The following is a 20,473-nucleotide window of genomic DNA, read 5'->3' on the forward strand; positions in this document are numbered from 1 at the left end:
TTCGAACCTGCGACCAATTGATTAAAAGTCAACTGCTCTACCGACTGAGCTAACGACCCATCTTTGGGATTACTTAATTACTTGCTTGTGCAGGATTTAAATTCTTCGAACTTACCCTTACGGGCCGAACCTGCAACCATCTTGTAAAACTCAAATATTCTACCGACTGAGCTAACGACCTATCTGGATTACTTCTTTTTGCTACTATCGGTTTTAGATGGTGGGTCGTGCAGGATTCGAACCTGCGACCAATTGATTAAAAGTCAACTGCTCTACCAACTGAGCTAACGACCCATCTGGGTTACTTCTTTTTGCTACTATCGGTTTTAGATGGTGGGTCGTGCAGGATTCGAACCTGCGACCAATTGATTAAAAGTCAACTGCTCTACCAACTGAGCTAACGACCCATCTAAAACTAAATTTCTTTTTGTCTTTCGAGATTTTTGGCTAACCGTATTCTCGTATCAACGGCGGCTTATATTACTGATTTCTGACGAGGGTGCAATGATTTTTTTGCAAAAAAAGATTAAATGCACACTTATCATACTGATAACCCCGAAATATTCGGTAATATGGCTTCGGGGTTATAAATTAAAGTGTACTCAGCTTTTTTTCGGCTAATTTTGAACCAGCACTGTTTGGATATTGTTTCAGCACCTGTTGGTAAACAGCTTTTGCTTTATCTTTTTGTCCCTTATCTTGCATGATCAGCCCAACTTTATATAAGGCTTCGCTGCTTTTTTGGGATTTAGGATATTGCTTAACTACAGTCGCGAAATAAAAAGCAGCATCGTCTTTGCTACCTTTATTGTAGTTTAACTGCCCTAACCAATAATTGGCGTTAGATTGATACCCAGACTTAGGGTAGGCTTTAACAAAGCCTTGTAATACCCCTATTGCCTGATCAATTTGAGCTTTGGATTTGCTTTCCATCGCTAATTTAACTGCAGCATTGTAATCATCTTTCTCATTTCCACCTGTATTAGCAGCTGCCGTAGGTGCCGCTGAGGAAGATGATGTGTTTGATGCACTAGAGTCAGGTGTTGTTGTATCACCTGAAGTTGCTGAGTTTCCACCGCCTGCATTGTCTAATTGCATGTATAAATCTTTCTGGCGCTCAATAACTTGATTCAATTTGTATTCACTTTCTTGAATCTGACCACGTAACATGTCGATGTCGCGTTGGTTGTCAGCGAGTTGTTGTTGGATTTGATACATGATTTGACCTTGAGAGCTAACTGCTGTCTCAAGTTGAGTAAGGCGGTCTGTTGTTGAACCAGATCCGACATTGTTGATTGGCGCTTGGGCAATAGCGGCCCAAGGGGCCGCTACGCCAACCAATAACGACAGACCGACTAGTAAGTGTCTGAAGTTACTGTTCATAATAGATAATTTCGCTTATCTATTAGTATGCAATGACTGCACGACGGTTTTTCGCGTAGTCTGCTTCAGTGTGACCTAACACAGCTGGTTTTTCTTTACCGTAAGAAACCAGTGAAACTTGGTCACCAGAAACACCTTTGCTTTGCAGGTACATTTTAACTGCATTAGCACGACGCTCGCCCAGCGCGATGTTGTATTCTGGAGTACCACGCTCATCCGCATGACCTTCAACAACAACACGTACAGATGGGTTGCTACGCAGGAATGCTGCGTGTGCATCTAACATTTCAGCGTATTCTGGAGATACGTTGTATTTGTCAAAGCCAAAGTAAACAGTGTTGTTTTGTTGCAGCTGTTCCATTTGCTGACGTGCCAGCTCTTCCGCAGACAGACCAGTGTTAGTTTGGTTAGTAGAAGTATCTACGCCATCTTGGTCATTGTTTTTGTTAGAGCTACAAGCTGCGACTGCCATGATTGGTAACGCGATCATCAGCCCTTTAAGCACTTTATTCAGTTGCATCGTTTTGATCCTTAATATTTTTTGCCACACATTATTATTATGCATCACAGATACGGCGACCAGGCAGGGAATTTAACCTGTCCATCGGTAGCCGGAAGACGCGCTTTGAAACGCCCGTCGGTCGAAACTAGCTGCAATATAGTCCCCAAGCCTTGAGAGGAGCTATAAATTACCATAGTGCCGTTAGGTGCGATACTCGGCGTTTCATCTAGGAACGTTTTCGTTAAAAACTCAACGTTGTTCGTTGCCAGATCTTGTTTGGCGACATGTTGCTGACCGCCGCCGGAGCTGACCATCACTAAGAAAGTACCATCCGGGCTAACATCAGCGTCCTGATTTTGTGTTCCTTCCCAAGACACACGTTCAGGGCTGCCACCATTAATATTCATTTTATAAATCTGCGGACGTCCCGCCTGATCTGAAGTATAGACTAAAGTTTGGCTATCAGGCATCCAGCTTGGTTCCGTATTGTTACTACGACCATCGGTCACCTGGCGAATTTGCCCACTCGCTAAGTCCATAACATATAAATTCAGGCTGCCAGTTTTAGACAGTGCAAATGCCAATTTTGTGCCATCTGGAGAGAATGCAGGTGCCCCATTATGACGTGGGAAAGATGCGACCTGACGAACTGCTCCTGTTGATAACGTTTGAATGACAAGTGCTGAACTACCGCTTTCAAAAGTCACGTATGCCAGTTTTTCACCATCTGGTGACCAAGCTGGCGACATCAGAGGTTCTGGTGAACGGTGAACCGTAAATTGGTTAAAACCGTCATAATCAGAAACTCGTAATTCATATGGATACTGACCGCCTTTGTTAACAACAATATAAGCAATACGCGTACGGAATGCGCCACGAATACCCGTCAATTTTTCAAAGACTTCGTCACTTGCAGTATGCGCTGCATAACGTAACCATTCTTTGGTTACTTTATATTGGTTTTGAGATAAAACAGCACCTGGGTTAGCCGCGACATCAACTAACTGATAGCTAACAACAAAACTACCATCAGCAGCAGGCTGCACCTGACCCACAACCACGGCGTTAATACCTAACGCTGTCCACGCTTCAGGAATCACTTCAGAAGCTGTACCAGGTTGCTGAGGCATGCGGCTTGGCTCGATAGGATTAAATTTCCCGCTATTGCGTAAATCAGCGCCGACTATTTGGCCGACCTCTTGTGGTGGTGCACCAGCACCTGACCATTTAAACGGCACAACACCAATAGGTTGAGCTGAATTAACCCCTTCAGTGATCTCAATACGTATTTCAGCCTGAGCCACTGTCGCCCATAGCATTAGGAACCCTAAAACTACTTTAAAAGCCTGCTTCATTCTTATCTCCCTTACTGCGGATTATTTACTACCGCAATAATTCGCTGAATTTTAACAAAGGTATAATAACAAAACTAGATACCACACAAACTATTTATGCTATTGCCTTAATAATATCAATACAGACTGCTCTGAGTTATTGAAAATCAAGGCTTAAACACAACTGTGCTACCCGCTTTATTAAACGTATCATAGACTTCTCTGCTCGGTGGTTTAGGCATCGTTGCAAGTTTTGCTGCTCGGATTGCTGCATCACAGAGTGCCGCGTCATTAGCTGGGCTATTTTTTGGTGTAATACTCACCAATAACCCATCAGGCGCCAGCTTTAATTGAAGTTCACAAGTACGCCCACGGAAAGTATCTGAATCATAAAATTTACTTTGGATAGCCGCTTTGACTTTACCAGCATAGCTGTCCACATCCGCATTGGAAGCGCCCGATTTTTTACCACCACCTTTTCCAGCTGCGGCTTCACCACCTTGTTTGCTTGGGCCTGATGCCGTTAAATCACCAAGCAAATCATCCACGGAAGCCGCATTTTTAGCCGCTTCAGCTTTGGCTTTCGCCGCTTTTGCTTTCGCTTCTTTATCGGCTTTCTCTTTAGCTTCTTTATCCGCTTTAGCTTTCGCTTCTTTTTCGGCTTTTACCTTAGCTTCTTTATCGGCTTTTTCCTTGGCTTCTTTTTCTGCTTTTTCTTTAGCTTCTTTTTCCGCTTTGGCTTTCGCCGCTTCCGCTTCTTTCTGCGCTTGTGCCTCGGCCTTCGCCTTCTCAGCCGCTTGCTCTTTAATTAGCTTTTCTTTTTCAGCTTTCGCTTTTGCAGCAGCTTCTTCCGCTATTTTTTGCTCTTCCTTCGCTTTTTTAGCAGCGTCTAATGCTTTTTTCTGTTGTTCCTCAGCTTGCTTTTGTTGCTCAGCTGTATCGCGTTCAGTTTTAATACGCTCTTCTTCAAGCTGCTGAAGACGCTTTTGTTCCTTTTCTTGCTGTTCTCTAAGCTCAGCCTCTTGCTTTTGTTCTTGCTCTTTGCGCTCTTTTGCCGCTTGTCTGACGTTATTTTGCTGTCTTTGCATTTCTTCATACTGCTCAACAACCACGCCAGGGTCAACCATCACCGCATCGATGACAGTTCCCTCTTCCCCGCCACCACCAAGTTTGACGACGGAAACTAAAGAGCCTATAACAATCAAACCAATCAATAGGACGTGCAATACGATTGACATCACTAACGAGCGATTTAAGTTATCTTTTTTCTCTTTTGTCTTTCCCACTCTGGTATCCAAAAAAAGAATTGTGACTTATTCAAACGACAATAACCCAGCCTATATAGGCTGAGTCATCAAGCCAACCGATTTTATCCCTGCGCTGTGTAATATATTCAGCGCCTTAATCACTTCTTCATAAGGGACTTCTTTTGCACCACCAATCAAGAAAACTGCTTTTGGATTTTTCTCTAGTTGAGATTTTGCCTCTGCAGCAATTTGCTCTGGTGGCAGCAATTCTAAAACCTCACCATCAAGGCGCATGTTATATTGGCCTACCCCCGACACTTCTAAAATAATCGGTGGGTTATCACTTGATGATACGGTTTGTGTATCTGTTGCATCCGGCAATTCAACTTCCACACTTTGAGAAATAATCGGTGCTGTTGCCATAAATATCAGCAACAGTACCAACAATACGTCCAGTAATGGAACAATGTTGATTTCGGATTTCAGCTCACGTCTGCGACTTGTGCGCGCCATTCGCTTATCTCCCCGTCTTATTTCTTATCAGCAGAGAAGGCTTGACGATGCAAGATGGCTAAAAACTCTTCCATAAAGTTATCGTAGTTTTGCTCTAATTTGCTGACACGTAAGTTCAAACGGTTAAATGCCATAACTGCAGGGATCGCTGCAAACAAACCAATTGCGGTTGCAATCAGCGCTTCAGCAATACCCGGTGCTACCATTTGTAATGTTGCTTGTTTTACTGCTCCCAAGGCAATAAACGCATGCATAATCCCCCAAACAGTACCAAATAAACCAATATATGGGCTAATTGAACCAACAGTTCCTAAAAATGGGATATGTGCTTCAACTGATTCGAGTTCACGATTCATTGAAATGCGCATTGCACGGGAAGCTCCCGTCACTACTGCATCTGGCGCATGAATATTCGCTTGGTGTAAACGAACGAACTCTTTAAAACCAGAATGGAAAATTTGTTCGGCACCACTCAATTCATCACGGCGAGCTTGGCTTTCTTTATATAAGCGCGATAGCTCAATACCTGACCAGAACTTATCTTCAAATGCTTCAGCCTCACGAGTTGCCGCATTTAAAATTTTCGTTCTTTGAATAATGATCGCCCATGATGCGATAGAAAAACCGATCAAAACGAACATAATGAGCTGAACCAAAAGGCTCGCTTTAAGGAATAAATCCAGGATATTCATGTCAGTCACTGTTTAAACTCCGCGACAATAGACTTAGGAAGCGCAATTGGCTTCATTTTTGATGTGTCCACACAAGCAATAAGGGCATTTGCCCCACAAAGCAGGTTACCTTGCGAATCAACTAACCTTTGCTGAAAAGTTAATGAAGCACGTTTCATTTCAATAATTTGTGTTTCAACTTCCAGCAGGTCATCCAGCTTCGCCCCTTTGACAAAATCAATTGTCATGCTTCGCACAACGAAACCAAGGTTCTCAGCAAGCATACTTTGTTGATTGATACCTTTATTTCGCAACATTTCGGTTCTTGCTCGCTCAAAAAAGGCTAAATAGCGTGCATGATAAACAACACCGCCCGCATCTGTATCTTCATAATACACGCGAACAGGCCAGCGAAATAACATAACAATCACTCCGTCTTAGGTTAAATTAATTAACGGTGCCACTATACGCAAGACAGTGCCAGTTTGGAATCACTTTGAAAGTAAAGATATCAAAAATAATTATGGGTCCATTGACCCATAATTAGCAATTAGAATTATCTAAAGACCTGAAAAAGTCCCCAAATAAGAATGATGGCAGCAGGCAATGGATGAAAAATTGCACGAAAGATAACTTTTTTAGGTTTAAAACCCACACCAAAAATCATCGCGGTACACGTTGCCCATATTAACAGCAGCCCTTGCCATATTTGAAATGAACTAGTTTTTGCAGCAAATAGGGTTGGATCCCACATGACTGCACCTGCAGTAACTAAAGCTAAAATAAGGATAAGGGCCCTTATCGGCCCCTTATCCAATAGCTGATAGGTTTTATCCACCAGCATTTTTATTACTCACCATCTTTAGCGGCTTTAGAGTCTTCAGAGTGCTCTAACGCTAATGCTGCGATCACTGCAAAACTACAAGCTAACAGCGTGCCGAGGATCCAGGCGAAATACCACATAGTTATGCTCCTTAATACAGTGAATGCTTGTTGCCTTCGATGAAGTTTTTGTCCAAACGACCGAACATTTTGTAGTAACACCATGCGGTGTATGCCAGTACGATTGGTACAAAGATAATAGCAACCACAGTCATTACTTGCAGTGTGAACAAGCTAGATGTTGCATCCCACATGGTCAAACTTGCGTTTGGCATGATGCTTGAAGGCATGATGAATGGGAACATTGCTACACCACAGGTTAAAATGATACAAGCGATGGTTAATGAAGAACTCACAAACGCCAAACCATTTTTGTCTGCTTTACTAAACAGCATTGTCACTAACGGCAGTGCTACACCCAGAGCAGGCAACGCCCACAGGATTGGGTAAGTATTGAAGTTAGTTAACCAAGCACCAGATTCAACGGCAACAGTTTTGTTTAGTGGGTTAGATACGCTCAATGTATCGATAGTTGAAGTAACAACATAACCATCAATACCCATCACTAACCAAACACCTGCGCCTGCGAAAGCAACTAAAGTGACTAATGCACAGATATAAGTTGCTTTACGAACACGTAAGTACAGTTCACCAGTGGTACGCATTTGCAAATAAGTTGCACCTTGCGTCACAATCATCATTAAGCTGACAACACCCGCTAACAGACCATATGGGTTCAGTAGACCAAACAGGTTACCAGTATACGTCAGGTACTGCTGGTTATCGATTTGCAGTGGAACACCCAACAACAGGTTACCAAACGCAACACCGATTACTAATGGCGGAACGAAACCACCGATAAACAGACCCCAGTCCCACATGTTACGCCATTTTGGGTTCTCCAGTTTTGAACGGTAGTCGAAACCAACCGGACGGAAGAACAATGCAGCTAATACCAAAATCATAGCGACATAGAAACCAGAGAATGCCGCAGCATAAACTTGTGGCCATGCAGCAAACATTGCACCACCCGCAGTGATTAACCAAACTTGGTTACCATCCCAGTGCGGTGCAACAGCATTAATCATGATACGGCGTTCAGTATCTGTTTTACCTAAAATAGGTAATAAGAAGCCAACGCCCATGTCAAAGCCATCTGTGACAGCAAACCCAATCAGTAATACACCGATAAGGATCCACCACACAAATCGAAGAACTTCATAATCAAACATAAGTGGACTCCTATTTACTGAACGTCGTGTGCAGAAGTGTTTTTCTGTTCAAAGTGATAACGACCGGTTTTCAGGCTACTTGGCCCTTTACGAGCGAATTTGAACATTAAGAACATTTCAGCAATTAAGAACAGTGTGTACAGACCACAGATCAATACCATAGAGAAGATCAGGTCATGAGTCGTCAAGTTGGAGTGTGCAACCGAAACAGGTAACACTTCACCAATTGCCCATGGCTGGCGACCATACTCTGCAACGAACCAACCTGACTCAATTGCAATCCATGGTAGTGGAATGCCGAGTAGTGCAATACGCAGCAACAGTTTATTTTGACCAATACGGTTACGAACTACTGACAGGAATGCCCAGCCAATAATTAACAGTAACAGGAAGCCAACACCAACCATGATACGGAATGCCCAGAACAGAGGCCCAACGTTAGGAATACTATCTTTCACTGCTTTTTGGATTTGAGCTTCAGTTGCATCAACAACATTTGGTGCATATTGTTTTAACAGAAGACCATACCCAAGATCTTTTTTGCTTGCTTCAAATGCTGCACGCAATTCAGGATCTTTGTTACCAGCAAGAAGTTCTTGTAACTGACCGTACGCAATCATACCGTTACGAATGCGAACTTCATGTTGTTTCATTAGGTCTTTCAGGCCTAAAACAGGAGTGTCAACCGAGCGGGTTGCAATAATACCCATCGCCCAAGGAATCGAGATCGCAAATTTATTTTCTTGTTTCTCGGTATCTGGCCAAGCGATTAAGTTAAACGCGGCAGGAGGAGCATGAGTTTCCCACTCAGCTTCAACCGCTGCAAGTTTCGTTTTTTGCACGTCACCCATTTCGTAACCTGATTCATCACCAAGAACGATAACAGATAGAACCGCTGCAATACCAAAACTTGCTGCAATTGCAAAAGAACGCTTAGCAAAAGCAACATCACGACCTTTAAGCAGGTAGTAAGAGCTAATACCTAAGATAAACATTGCACCGGTACAATAACCCGCAGCAACTGTGTGGACGAACTTAACTTGTGCAACTGGGTTCAAGACTAGCTCAGAGAAGCTAACCATTTCCATACGCATAGTTTCAAAGTTGAAATCAGCAGCGATTGGGTTTTGCATCCAGCCGTTCGCAACCAAAATCCACAGAGCAGAGAAGTTAGAACCTAAAGCAACTAACCATGTTACAGCAAGGTGTTGTTTTTTGCTTAAACGATCCCAACCAAAGAAGAATAAACCAACAAAGGTAGATTCTAAGAAGAACGCCATCAAACCTTCGATTGCAAGAGGTGCACCGAAGATATCTCCAACGTAGTGAGCGTAGTAAGACCAGTTAGTACCGAATTGGAACTCCATGGTCAAACCCGTTGCAACACCCAGAGCAAAGTTAATACCGAATAACTTACCCCAGAACTTAGTCATATCTTTATAAATTTGCTTGCCTGACAGTACATATACCGTTTCCATGATCGCAAGCAAAAACGCCATACCTAGCGTTAATGGTACGAACAGGAAGTGATACATCGCAGTTAAGGCAAACTGTAATCGTGACAGTTCGACAATATCAAACATCTTGACTCCTTGCTCCTAGCAGGAAGACACCGACTTGCGGCAACCCAGCTTCCAGTTTTTAATACTTAGAAAGCCTCTTAACTACCAGCAAAAAATGCCTCAAAACAACAAATAATTAACAAAATTAAAAGAACGAACGTTACTATAATAATAGTACGCCTATCTTCACACACAATAAACTTCTTTTACGTGACTCAGATTTGAATTCTGAATTTACATCAATAATTATACCCTTTAATAGAAAACCGAGTATTTGATCGAGCACCAATTTAAGCAATTTAAACAAATAAAGCCAGAGGCAATGAATTGATTTACGTCAATTTTTTTCCTGTTGTTAATTGCTATACCTGCCAGTCAATTAATAGTTATTCACTTGTTAAAATGCTGTTATTGATAATGACATAAATGTTCTTAATTTTTCCAAAGATTAACAAAAAATATAATCTGTGAATTAAAGCCTCGAAAAAAGAATATTTAATTTGTAATAGTATCTTATTTTAAACTTATTATGAATTTTATTAATATAGGCATATTTCTCTACTAAACGGTTATATTGGCTTAATTGAATTACCGTCAATATTATAAAATTGATATGCCGCAATTTCGCTATTTTTTGCATAAAATGCTATCCCCCCCTCTTTTGTTCAGCCAATTGCCATTTCATTATCAATTTTCTTTCATATAAGCCTATAGTTCGCAATTTTAAGTATAGACATACTTTTCAGAAAACCGCATAACCATACAAAAATTGTTTGAAACATTTTCACAAGGCATAAAAAAACCCGCGCTCACATGAGCACGGGCTTTCGTCTCTTACTCTTGCTAGTTACCTAGCGAATCACTTATTTGTTCAACAGTGATTTTACTGCATCGCCGATGTCTGCAAGACTACGAACGGTTTTCACACCAGCCGCTTCTAATGCAGCAAATTTCTCATCAGCAGTTCCTTTACCGCCTGCGATGATTGCACCTGCGTGGCCCATACGTTTGCCTTTTGGTGCAGTTACACCTGCGATGTAACCGACAACAGGTTTAGTGACGTGCTCTTTAATATAAGCCGCTGCTTCTTCCTCTGCGTTACCACCGATTTCACCGATCATGACGATAGCTTCAGTTTGTGGATCCGCTTGGAATAATTTTAGGATATCAATAAAGTTTGAACCGGGGATTGGGTCACCACCGATACCAACACACGTTGATTGGCCTAAACCTGCATCAGTGGTTTGTTTAACCGCTTCATAAGTCAACGTACCTGAACGTGAAACGATACCCACTTTACCCGGCATATGGATATGACCAGGTTGGATACCAATCTTACATTCACCCGGAGTGATAACACCAGGGCAGTTAGGGCCAATCATACGAACGCCTGCTTCGTCTAATTTCACTTTCACTGTCAGCATATCCAACGTTGGGATACCTTCAGTGATGGTGATAATCAGTTTAATGCCAGCATCGATAGCTTCTAAGATAGAATCTTTACAAAATGGTGCTGGAACATAGATAACAGAAGCGGTTGCACCCGTAGCTTCTACAGCTTCACGAACGGTGTTAAATACAGGTAAACCTAAGTGTACAGTGCCACCTTTACCTGGAGTCACACCACCCACCATTTGCGTGCCATAAGCAATCGCTTGTTCTGAGTGGAATGTACCTTGGCCACCTGTGAAACCTTGGCAAATTACTTTGGTGTTTTTATCGATTAAAATAGACATTATTTAGCCTCCGCTGCTGCTACTGCTTTCTTAGCTGCATCTGTCAGGCTGTTCGCAGCTATAATATTCAAGCCGCTGTCTGCCAGTTTTTTAGCACCTAACTCTGCATTGTTACCTTCTAAACGCACAACTACTGGTACATTTACGCCAACTTCTTCAACTGCACCAATGATGCCGTCTGCAATCAGGTCGCAGCGAACGATACCACCAAAGATGTTAACAAAAACTGCTTTCACGTTTTCATCAGAAAGAATGATTTTAAATGCTTCAGTTACACGCTCTTTTGTCGCGCCGCCGCCAACATCTAAGAAGTTAGCTGGTGCACCACCGTGCAGCTTAACGATATCCATGGTACCCATTGCAAGGCCCGCACCGTTAACCATACAGCCGATATTGCCATCTAACGCAACGTAGTTCAGTTCCCACTGAGCGGCTTGTGCTTCACGTGCATCTTCTTGTGATTCATCACGCAGTTCACGAATTTCTGGTTGGCGATATAACGCGTTGCTATCGATACCTAATTTACCATCTAAACAAACTAAATCACCCGCAGTACTAATAACCAGTGGATTGATTTCAGCTAATGCTAAATCGCGTTCTAGGAATAACGTTGCCAGACCAATGAAAATTTTCGCGAATTGGCTAACTTGTTTACCGGTTAAGCCTAATTTGAATGCTAATTCACGGCCTTGGAAAGGCATTGGGCCAGTCAGTGGGTCGATAATCGCTTTATGAATTAACTCTGGAGTCTCTTCTGCTACTTTCTCGATTTCCACGCCACCTTCGGTAGATGCCATGAATACAACGCGACGAGTGCTACGGTCTACAACCGCACCTAAATAGAGTTCTTTAGCAATATCAGTTGCCGTTTCAACCAGAATTTGGTTAACAGGCTGGCCGTTTGCATCAGTTTGATAGGTAACTAAGTTTTTACCTAACCAGTGTTCTGCAAATGCTTTCACTTCATTGATATCACTAGTGACTTTTACGCCGCCAGCTTTACCACGTCCACCTGCGTGAACTTGGCATTTAATTACCCATGGGCCGTCACCAATTTTTTTAGCAGCATCGACGGTTTCAGCGACTGATGAACAGGCATAACCTGTCGGTGCAGGCATCCCATAACGTGCAAACAACTGTTTTGCCTGGTACTCGTGTAAATTCATGATGTTCTATCCATAATTGAGTCTGAAGAGGCGTTTATTCGCCTCCTGCAATTGTTACTGATTTAGCAACCCGCGAACGGGCTGCATCGGTTACTTCAGACCGGACAAGTTGTACCCTGCCCTGTTATGTTGCTATACGTCCAGCAGTAAACGAGTTGGATCTTCCAGCATATCTTTGATAGCGACTAAGAAGCCAACTGACTCACTACCATCGATTAAACGGTGGTCGTAAGACAGTGCTAAATACATCATAGGAAGAATCTCTACCTTACCATTTACAGCCATAGGGCGGTCTTTAATCGCATGCATGCCTAAAATCGCGCTCTGTGGTGGGTTAATGATAGGTGTAGACATCAGAGAACCGAATACGCCACCGTTAGTGATAGTGAAGTTACCGCCACTTAAGTCTTCAACAGTTAATTTACCATCACGACCTTTGACAGCCAGTTCTTTAATTTTCTTCTCGATATCAGCCATGCTCATTGCATCGACATCACGTAGAACAGGTGTTACCAGACCACGTGGTGTTGAAACTGCAATACTAATATCGAAATAGTTATGGTAAACCACATCATCGCCATCGATAGAAGCATTCACTTCTGGGTAGCGTTTCAGTGCTTCAACAGCAGCTTTCACATAGAAAGACATAAAGCCTAAACGAACACCATGACGTTTTTCGAATACTTCGCCATATTGTTTACGTAAGTCTTTGATTGGTTGCATATTGACTTCGTTAAACGTCGTCAACATTGCAGTAGTGTTTTTCGCTTCTAACAGACGCTCTGCGATACGTTTACGTAAACGCGTCATTGGAACACGTTTTTCGCTACGATGCGCTAAAGGCGCTTGTGGCGCTTCTGGTGCTTTCGCCGCAGGTGCCGCAGATTTATTTGCCGCTAAATGTTTTTCAACATCTTCGCGAGTTAAGCGTCCACCAACACCAGTCCCTTTGATATCCGCAGGGTTTAAATCGTGCTCTGCAATTAGACGACGAATAGCTGGAGTCAGCGCATCGTTGCTTTCTGTTTCTAGACTTGCTGTTTGACGTTGTGCAGGTGTTGATTCTTGTGCTTCTTTCACTTCAGCTGGGATACCAGTGCTATCGCCTAAACGAATGCGCCCCAGTAATTGCTTAGATAATACCGTTGCACCTTCATCTTCAACGATAGCTTCTAATACACCCGCTTCGCTTGCAGGAACTTCTAATACGACTTTATCTGTTTCGATCTCAACCAGTACTTCATCACGCTGAACACTGTCACCTGGTTTTTTATGCCATGTGGCAACCGTAGCATCTGCAACGGACTCAGGAAGATCGGGAACAAGAATTTCTACGCTACTCATTTTCTATCCTTTAATTATTCAATGTTCAAAGCGTCATTAACCAGGGCTTTTTGTTGTTCCTGGTGTACGGACGTATAGCCAACTGCTGGAGATGAAGAAGCAGCTCGACCTGCATAACGTAAAGTTGCCCCTGCTGGGATAGCTTCACGGAAGTTATGTTGACTGCAATACCAAGCACCTTGGTTTAATGGCTCTTCTTGACACCATACAAAGTCTTTTACATCAGTAAATTGCGCCAACGCTTTTTGGATATCTTCGTGTGGGAACGGATATAGCTGTTCGATACGCACGATAGCAACGTCAGTTTGTTCATTTTTACGACGTTGTTCTAACAGATCGTAATAGACTTTCCCTGAACACATAACGACGCGTTTCACACTTTTCGGATTGATTTCATCGATTTCACCGATAACTGGCTCAAATGTACCATTTGCCAATTCTTCCATGCTAGAGACCGCTAATGGGTGACGTAGCAGAGATTTTGGTGACATCACAATCAGAGGACGGCGCATGCCACGTAGGGCTTGGCGACGTAACATGTGGTAAACCTGAGCAGGTGTTGACGGCACACACACTTGCATGTTTTGGTCAGCACACAGTTGCAAGTAGCGCTCTAAACGTGCAGATGAGTGCTCTGGACCCTGACCTTCATAACCATGAGGCAGTAACATGACCAGACCGCACATACGACCCCATTTTTGCTCACCAGAGCTAATGAATTGGTCGATAACCACTTGAGCACAGTTAGCGAAGTCACCAAATTGCGCTTCCCAGATAGTCAATGCACGAGGTTCTGTGGTTGCATAACCATATTCGAATGCTAATACGGCATTTTCGGTCAGAACAGAGTCCCAAACATTAAACACACCTTGGCCGTTATGAATATTTTGCAGTGGAACATAAACCGAACCATTCGTTTGATTGTGGACCACTGCATGACGATGGAAGAATGTACCACGGCCCGCATCTTCACCCGATAAACGAACAGGAATACCTTCGTCAACCAATGTTGCGTACGCTAAAGTTTCAGCTGCACCCCAGTCGAGAAGTTTTTCACCTTTCGCCATTTCGGCACGGTCAGCATAGATTTTCTCAACACGAGATTGTGCAACCACGCCTTCTGGAATCGTACTGACTTTAGTTGCCAGTTCAGTTAAGCGTTTAATATCAACGGTTGATTTATATGATGCATCCCATTCATGGTTTAAATATGGAGCCCATGTGTATGAGTTCAGCCCCATTTCACGGTACTCTTCAACCACACAGTTACCTGCATCTAGCGCATCGCGATACAGATTGACCATTTCAGTGACATCATTGGCACTTAACACATTTTCTGCAATTAAACGGTCTGCATAAATTTTACGTGGTGTTGGGTGCTGCTTGATTTTTTGATACATCACTGGCTGAGTTGCACTTGGCTCATCCGCTTCGTTATGACCATGACGGCGATAACATACTAAATCAATCATCACGTCGCGTTTGAACGTGTTACGGAAATCCAGTGCCAAACGTGTCACAAAAGAAACCGCTTCAGGGTCATCGGCATTCACGTGGAAAATTGGTGCCTGTACCATCTTCACGATATCAGTACAGTATTCTGTAGAACGGGTGTCTTTCGGGTTAGAAGTGGTAAAACCAATTTGGTTATTAATCACGATACGCATTGTACCGCCAACTTCGTAACCACGAGCTTGAGACATGTTCAGTGTTTCTTGTACAACACCTTGACCTGTGACTGCGGAGTCACCGTGAATAGTAATTGGCAGAACCATGTTACTGCGGCCTTCGTCCAGACGGTCACGACGAGCACGTACTGAACCAATAACCACAGGGCTAACAATCTCAAGGTGAGATGGGTTAAATGCTAATGCCAAGTGAACACGAGAACCTGCGGTTTCAAAGTCAGAAGAGAAACCTTGGTGATATTTAACGTCACCCGCACTAGAGTGGTCTTTATGTTTGCCCGCGAATTCATCAAACAGTTCGCCAGGTTTTTTACCTAAGATATTCACTAGAACGTTTAAACGCCCACGGTGAGCCATACCCAAAACAACTTCACGGGTATCTTGCTTGCCTGCGTGGTGGATTAAATCTTTCAGCATTGGGATCAGTGAGTCACCACCTTCCAATGAGAATCGCTTGGCGCCTGGGAATTTAGCCCCAATGTAACGCTCAAGCCCTTCAGCCGCCGTTAATTCAGCTAAGAAGCGTTTTTTATCTTCTGCAGAGAAAACCTTAGAAACGTCAACAGACTCAAGACGCTGTTGGATCCAACGTTTTTCTTCTGTATTCGTGATATGCATATATTCAGCACCAATAGAACCGCAATAAATACGTTTCAAGTGCTCATATAGCTCACTAAGCTTCATGGTTTCTTTGCCAATAGCAAATGAACCCACGTTGAAGGTTTCGTTGAAGTCTTCTTTCGTCAGGTTGTGGAATGCTGGGTCTAAATCTGGAACAGATTCACGTTTCCAAAGACCTAACGGGTCAAGATTCGCATTTTGGTGCCCGCGGAAGCGGAACGCATTGATTAATTGCAAAACTTTAACTTGTTTTGCGTCGATAGCTGGATCGCTAACAGAGGTGTGATAACGTGTAGAGTCTTTTGCTAAGCGACGGAAGTAATCGCGCGCTTGGGAGTGGAATTGTTCACCGCTAGTGCCTAATGCTGCACCAGGGAGTTGCTCAAAAATTGCTTTCCACTCGGCATCGACAGAGTTAGGGTCAGTCAGATAATCTTCATAGAGCTGTTCTATATAAGTCTGGTTCGCGCCTGCCAGAAAGCTTGAATCCAGCCAGTCCTTCATTACGCCGTTCTGCATTGTGATCCCTTAAGCTTTTAAAGCTTTAGTTTTCGCCGTGGTTAACTAATCGCCGCATTTAAGCGACCTCGATAAAGGTTCTCTTGGACGTGCTTTATGCATGTTCTCTCTTTGGGAGGCCCTTTATCAATAAGGGTTTCCCTTTTAAGGAACCTTTAAAAACTGGCTGCGGTTTTTAAAGGCCCCTATGCTTGGGCTGTCGTCTTCATCTTTTGCAGTTGGCTATTTTTTCTACTTTTTACTGTTACTTTCTTTGCTTTCACTTTTTTACGCTTTTGTAATGACAACGTTTTAATAAATACTACTTTTTATGGGTGACAATGTTACTTTCTGATGCTCATTGTTGGTATTTCGTTTTCGCGCTTTTGTGAGCTTCCGCGCATTAAAATCATGTCATTGTTTTTACTTTACGCGTTTCTTTTAACTTATGTTTTTATTTTGTGCTATTTCCATTTTAACCCACAGCACCTGAGCACTGCGGGTTAAATATTCATCATTAAGCGCTATGTTTTAGTAACATAGATTTAATATGACCGATAGCTTTCGTTGGATTTAGTCCTTTAGGGCATACATTGACACAATTCATAATGCTATGACAGCGGAAGACACTAAAAGCGTCGTTCAGATCATCTAATCGTGAATCGGTTTCAGTATCACGGCTATCAATTAAGAAGCGATACGCTGCCAACAAGCCTGCAGGCCCGATAAACTTGTCCGGATTCCACCAGAAAGATGGGCAAGAAGTCGAACAACATGCACACAAAATACACTCATATAAACCATCGAGTTTTTCACGTTGTGCAGGAGTTTGTAAATTCTCACGCGCCGGTGGATTCTTGTTATCATTAATAAGATATGGACGAATTTTTTCGTATTGGGTATAGAATTGTGTCATGTCGATAATCAGGTCACGCACAACAGGCAGACCCGGCAATGGACGAATGACAATTTTCTTTCCACCACGGATTAAAGCAGATAATGGCGTAATACATGCCAACCCGTTTTTACCGTTCATGTTCAGACCATCAGAACCGCACACCCCTTCACGACAAGAACGACGGAAGGATAATGTTGGATCTTGCTCTTTGATTTGGATTAACGCATCCAGCAACATCATGTCACGCCCTTCAGGAACTTCTAGCGTGTAATCTTGCATACGTGGTGCGTTGTCCACATCAGGATTGTAGCGATAAATCGAAAATTGTAATTTCATAGTTTATTTCTCCGCAACTGGATTAACACCACGCATTAGTAGGTACGAATTTTCGGTGGGAAGGCTTCACGCAGTTTTGGCTGCATGTTGACTTCACGACGCGTCATCGTTTCAGATTGCGGTAAATATAATGAGTGACATAACCAATTCGCATCATCTCGCTCTGGGTAGTCAAAGCGGCTATGCGCACCACGACTTTCTGTACGGAAGTTTGCAGCTTGTGCAGTTGCATAAGCCGTTTCCATCAGGTTATCCAGTTCTAAACATTCGATACGCTGAGTATTAAACTCAGTCGAGGTATCATCAAGACGCGCATTTTGCAAGCGTTCACGAATCACTTTCAGCTCTTCTAAACCTTTCGCCATCGCATCACCTTCACGGAATACCGAGAAGTTGTGCTGCATACAGGTTTGCAGTGCCTTACGGATTTCAGTTGGGTCTTCGCCAGTACGCGCCCCTTCCCAACGGTTAAAGCGAGTCATCGCTGCATCGATATCAGATTCAGAGGCATCACGCATTGAACCTTGTTCCATGATGGACTCTTTCAAATGCAGACCCGCTGAACGACCAAATACGACTAAGTCGAGGAGTGAGTTACCGCCTAAACGGTTAGCGCCGTGTACAGATACACAGGCAATCTCACCCACAGCAAACAGACCCGGAATAACTTCATCTTCGCCTTTTTCGTTATAACGAATAGCTTGACCAGTGACTTTAGTCGGAATACCGCCCATCATGTAGTGACAAGTAGGAATAACTGGAATTGGCTCTTTGATTGGATCAACGTGAGCAAAAGTGCGAGATAATTCAAGAATACCTGGTAAACGTGATTCCAGAACTTCTTTTCCTAAGTGATCCAGTTTCAGTTTGGCATGTGGGCCCCATGGACCATCGCAACCACGACCTTCACGAATTTCAATCATGATAGAACGCGCGACAACATCACGACCTGCAAGGTCTTTCGCATTCGGCGCATAACGTTCCATAAAGCGCTCGCCATCTTTATTCAGCAAGTAACCGCCTTCACCACGGCAACCTTCAGTGACGAGAACACCCGCACCTGCGATACCTGTTGGGTGGAATTGCCACATTTCCATATCTTGTAGTGGAACACCTGCACGAGCAGCCATCCCTACACCATCACCCGTATTGATGTGTGCGTTAGTGGTTGATTGGTAAATACGACCCGCACCACCTGTTGCTAAAATAGTGGCTTTCGCTTTGAAATAAACCAGTTCACCTGTTTCCATACAAATCGCAGTACAACCTACAACATCGCCATCTTGGTTTTTAACTAAATCAAGGGCATACCATTCAGAAAAAATGGTTGTGTGGTTTTTTAAGTTCTGCTGATACAACGTATGCAACAGTGCGTGGCCAGTACGGTCTGCCGCAGCAGCAGTACGTGCAGCTTGCTCACCACCGAAGTTTTTAGACTGGCCACCAAATGGACGTTGATAAATACTTCCGTCATCAAGGCGAGAGAATGGCAACCCCATATGCTCTAATTCGAGGATAGCTTCTGGCCCTGTTTTACACATATATTCAATAGCATCTTGGTCACCGATGTAGTCGGAACCTTTCACGGTATCGTACATGTGCCATTCCCAGTTATCAGGGTGAGTATTACCTAAAGCAACAGTAATACCGCCTTGTGCTGATACAGTATGAGAACGGGTTGGGAAGACTTTTGACAGAAGCGCGCAAGATAGGCCCATCTGTGAAATTTGTAATGCGGCACGCATACCTGCGCCACCCGCACCGATAACGATAGCGTCAAACTCTCTGATTGGCAGATTCATTTATGCACCCCACACAACAATTGTTCCGTAAATTAAATAAGCCAACAGACCTACAACGATAGCCAGCTGCAATACTAAACGAATTGCTAAAGGTTTAACGTAGTCAGTCAGCACTTGCCACATGCCAATCCACGCATGGACAAGAATCGAGAACAAGGTGAGGATTGTGAATACTTTCGTCACAGAAGAGGCGAAAAAGCCACGCCAGACTTCATAGGTAATGTCGTTAATAGCAACAAAACCAACAATGTAGAGCACGTAGAGTGCGATAACAATCGCAGAACCACGGATTAATAGCCAGTCCTGGATACCAGTACGGCCTAAAGCTGAAGCATTACTTACCATACTAAAATCCCCGCCAGAATTGCTAAAATCACGGTAATGACAAATGTAATTTTTGCAGATGAGTTACCAGCAGCAAGCGTTTCATCAACACAACCGAAATCCATTAGCATATGACGAATACCACCACAGATGTGGTAAGCCAAAGCAGTCAAGATGCCCCAAAGAATGAACTTAGCAAAAAAGCCAGTCATTATTTCAGACGCGTATTGAAAACCTTCTGGAGAGGAGAGAGATGTCCCTAACAACCAAAGCAGAATACCAACTGCGATGAGAGTAATGACGCCAGAGACACGGTGCAAGATCGAAGATATTGCAGTGATCGGGAAGTGAATCGTCTGCAAATCAAGGTTGACAGGTCTTTGTTTTTTCACAATTTTGCCCACACAGCTCTTTATTATTTTCCATCCTCCGGACCTGGGGTGGAAATCAGACAGCGACAGGGGTACAAAATGCAACTTAACACAAACTCTAATCCATCATGTTTAAATAAAGTTGCATACTGATCACGCTGGGAACTCCTACTACAGGGTAATCCGGAGACCTGCCGCTAGTATAAAGTCTTCACAATGCCATTACAATTCCCACACAAAATGTTTGGAGACATTTAGCCCGAACAGTGAGAAGGATCACGATTTAAACATTTTGTATAAATGTGCTTATCTTATTTGACAATGATTCAACATTTATCTTACATATAGGTCTGGCAGAATTAT

Annotated in this window: 19 protein-coding genes and 2 tRNA genes; all 21 read right to left on the reverse strand. The window is 43.2% G+C overall.

Going from position 1 to position 20,473, the window contains the following annotated elements; translation table 11 throughout:
* Positions 1-218 precede the first annotated feature (218 nt).
* A tRNA-Lys gene (locus tag PSF09_RS03635) sits at positions 219-294 on the reverse strand.
* A gap of 37 nt (positions 295-331) precedes the next feature.
* Positions 332-407, reverse strand: a tRNA-Lys gene (locus PSF09_RS03640).
* A 184-nt stretch (positions 408-591) separates the two neighbouring features.
* Positions 592-1,383 carry a cell division protein CpoB gene (gene cpoB, locus PSF09_RS03645; protein WP_272683508.1) on the reverse strand — a complete coding sequence of 264 codons (792 nt, stop codon included), beginning with the start codon at positions 1,381-1,383 and terminating at the stop codon, positions 592-594.
* A gap of 22 nt (positions 1,384-1,405) precedes the next feature.
* The gene (gene pal / locus PSF09_RS03650; protein ID WP_004909091.1) at positions 1,406-1,903 is read right to left on the reverse strand and encodes a peptidoglycan-associated lipoprotein Pal; all 498 of its coding nucleotides are present in this window, start codon (positions 1,901-1,903) and stop codon (positions 1,406-1,408) included.
* Positions 1,904-1,947: 44 nt separating this feature from the next.
* Complete coding sequence (gene tolB / locus PSF09_RS03655) at positions 1,948-3,240, reverse strand: Tol-Pal system beta propeller repeat protein TolB (RefSeq protein ID WP_004256782.1); 1,293 nt, start codon at positions 3,238-3,240, stop codon at positions 1,948-1,950.
* Positions 3,241-3,386: 146 nt separating this feature from the next.
* On the reverse strand, positions 3,387-4,505 hold the full coding sequence (gene tolA / locus PSF09_RS03660; RefSeq protein WP_198641779.1) for a cell envelope integrity protein TolA: 1,119 nt from the start codon (positions 4,503-4,505) through the stop codon (positions 3,387-3,389).
* Between the two features lie 51 nt (positions 4,506-4,556).
* Positions 4,557-4,979, reverse strand: a complete 423-nt coding sequence (tolR, locus tag PSF09_RS03665; protein ID WP_102138335.1) for a colicin uptake protein TolR — start codon at positions 4,977-4,979, stop codon at positions 4,557-4,559.
* Positions 4,980-4,996: 17 nt separating this feature from the next.
* A complete protein-coding gene (gene tolQ / locus PSF09_RS03670; RefSeq protein WP_004256787.1) occupies positions 4,997-5,680 on the reverse strand; it encodes a Tol-Pal system protein TolQ in 684 nt (227 codons plus the stop codon).
* Positions 5,677-6,072, reverse strand: coding sequence for a tol-pal system-associated acyl-CoA thioesterase (ybgC, locus tag PSF09_RS03675; protein ID WP_004256789.1), 396 nt, complete (start codon positions 6,070-6,072; stop codon positions 5,677-5,679). Before ybgC ends, tolQ begins: the two co-directional genes overlap by 4 nt.
* Before the next feature lie 134 nt (positions 6,073-6,206).
* Positions 6,207-6,494 (reverse strand): cyd operon protein YbgE, encoded by a 288-nt coding sequence (gene ybgE, locus PSF09_RS03680; RefSeq protein ID WP_004256791.1) that lies wholly within the window; start codon positions 6,492-6,494, stop codon positions 6,207-6,209.
* 5 nt (positions 6,495-6,499) lie between these two features.
* Entirely contained in the window at positions 6,500-6,613 is a 114-nt protein-coding gene (cydX, locus tag PSF09_RS03685) for a cytochrome bd-I oxidase subunit CydX (RefSeq protein WP_004909083.1), read from the reverse strand.
* Positions 6,614-6,624: 11 nt separating this feature from the next.
* Positions 6,625-7,764, reverse strand: coding sequence for a cytochrome d ubiquinol oxidase subunit II (gene cydB / locus PSF09_RS03690; RefSeq protein ID WP_123382153.1), 1,140 nt, complete (start codon positions 7,762-7,764; stop codon positions 6,625-6,627).
* Positions 7,765-7,778: 14 nt separating this feature from the next.
* A complete protein-coding gene (gene cydA / locus PSF09_RS03695; RefSeq protein ID WP_004256799.1) occupies positions 7,779-9,347 on the reverse strand; it encodes a cytochrome ubiquinol oxidase subunit I in 1,569 nt (522 codons plus the stop codon).
* Between the two features lie 842 nt (positions 9,348-10,189).
* Positions 10,190-11,062, reverse strand: coding sequence for a succinate--CoA ligase subunit alpha (sucD, locus tag PSF09_RS03700; protein ID WP_004256808.1), 873 nt, complete (start codon positions 11,060-11,062; stop codon positions 10,190-10,192).
* Positions 11,062-12,228 carry an ADP-forming succinate--CoA ligase subunit beta gene (gene sucC, locus PSF09_RS03705; protein ID WP_272683509.1) on the reverse strand — a complete coding sequence of 389 codons (1,167 nt, stop codon included), beginning with the start codon at positions 12,226-12,228 and terminating at the stop codon, positions 11,062-11,064. Before sucC ends, sucD begins: the two co-directional genes overlap by 1 nt.
* Before the next feature lie 132 nt (positions 12,229-12,360).
* Positions 12,361-13,572 carry a 2-oxoglutarate dehydrogenase complex dihydrolipoyllysine-residue succinyltransferase gene (gene odhB / locus PSF09_RS03710; protein ID WP_004909074.1) on the reverse strand — a complete coding sequence of 404 codons (1,212 nt, stop codon included), beginning with the start codon at positions 13,570-13,572 and terminating at the stop codon, positions 12,361-12,363.
* Positions 13,573-13,586: 14 nt separating this feature from the next.
* A complete protein-coding gene (gene sucA / locus PSF09_RS03715) occupies positions 13,587-16,400 on the reverse strand; it encodes a 2-oxoglutarate dehydrogenase E1 component (protein WP_272683510.1) in 2,814 nt (937 codons plus the stop codon).
* 496 nt (positions 16,401-16,896) lie between these two features.
* A complete protein-coding gene (locus tag PSF09_RS03720) occupies positions 16,897-17,613 on the reverse strand; it encodes a succinate dehydrogenase iron-sulfur subunit (protein WP_004256824.1) in 717 nt (238 codons plus the stop codon).
* A 35-nt stretch (positions 17,614-17,648) separates the two neighbouring features.
* On the reverse strand, positions 17,649-19,415 hold the full coding sequence (sdhA, locus tag PSF09_RS03725) for a succinate dehydrogenase flavoprotein subunit (RefSeq protein WP_210837829.1): 1,767 nt from the start codon (positions 19,413-19,415) through the stop codon (positions 17,649-17,651).
* The gene (gene sdhD / locus PSF09_RS03730) at positions 19,416-19,760 is read right to left on the reverse strand and encodes a succinate dehydrogenase membrane anchor subunit (RefSeq protein WP_004909064.1); all 345 of its coding nucleotides are present in this window, start codon (positions 19,758-19,760) and stop codon (positions 19,416-19,418) included.
* Positions 19,754-20,143 (reverse strand): succinate dehydrogenase cytochrome b556 subunit, encoded by a 390-nt coding sequence (gene sdhC, locus PSF09_RS03735; RefSeq protein WP_004909059.1) that lies wholly within the window; start codon positions 20,141-20,143, stop codon positions 19,754-19,756. The genes sdhD and sdhC overlap by 7 nt, the downstream gene beginning before the upstream one ends.
* Positions 20,144-20,473: the final 330 nt, after the last annotated feature.

The organism is Providencia sp. PROV141 (assembly GCF_028481645.1).
GTDB classification, from domain to species: Bacteria; Pseudomonadota; Gammaproteobacteria; order Enterobacterales; family Enterobacteriaceae; genus Providencia; species Providencia rettgeri.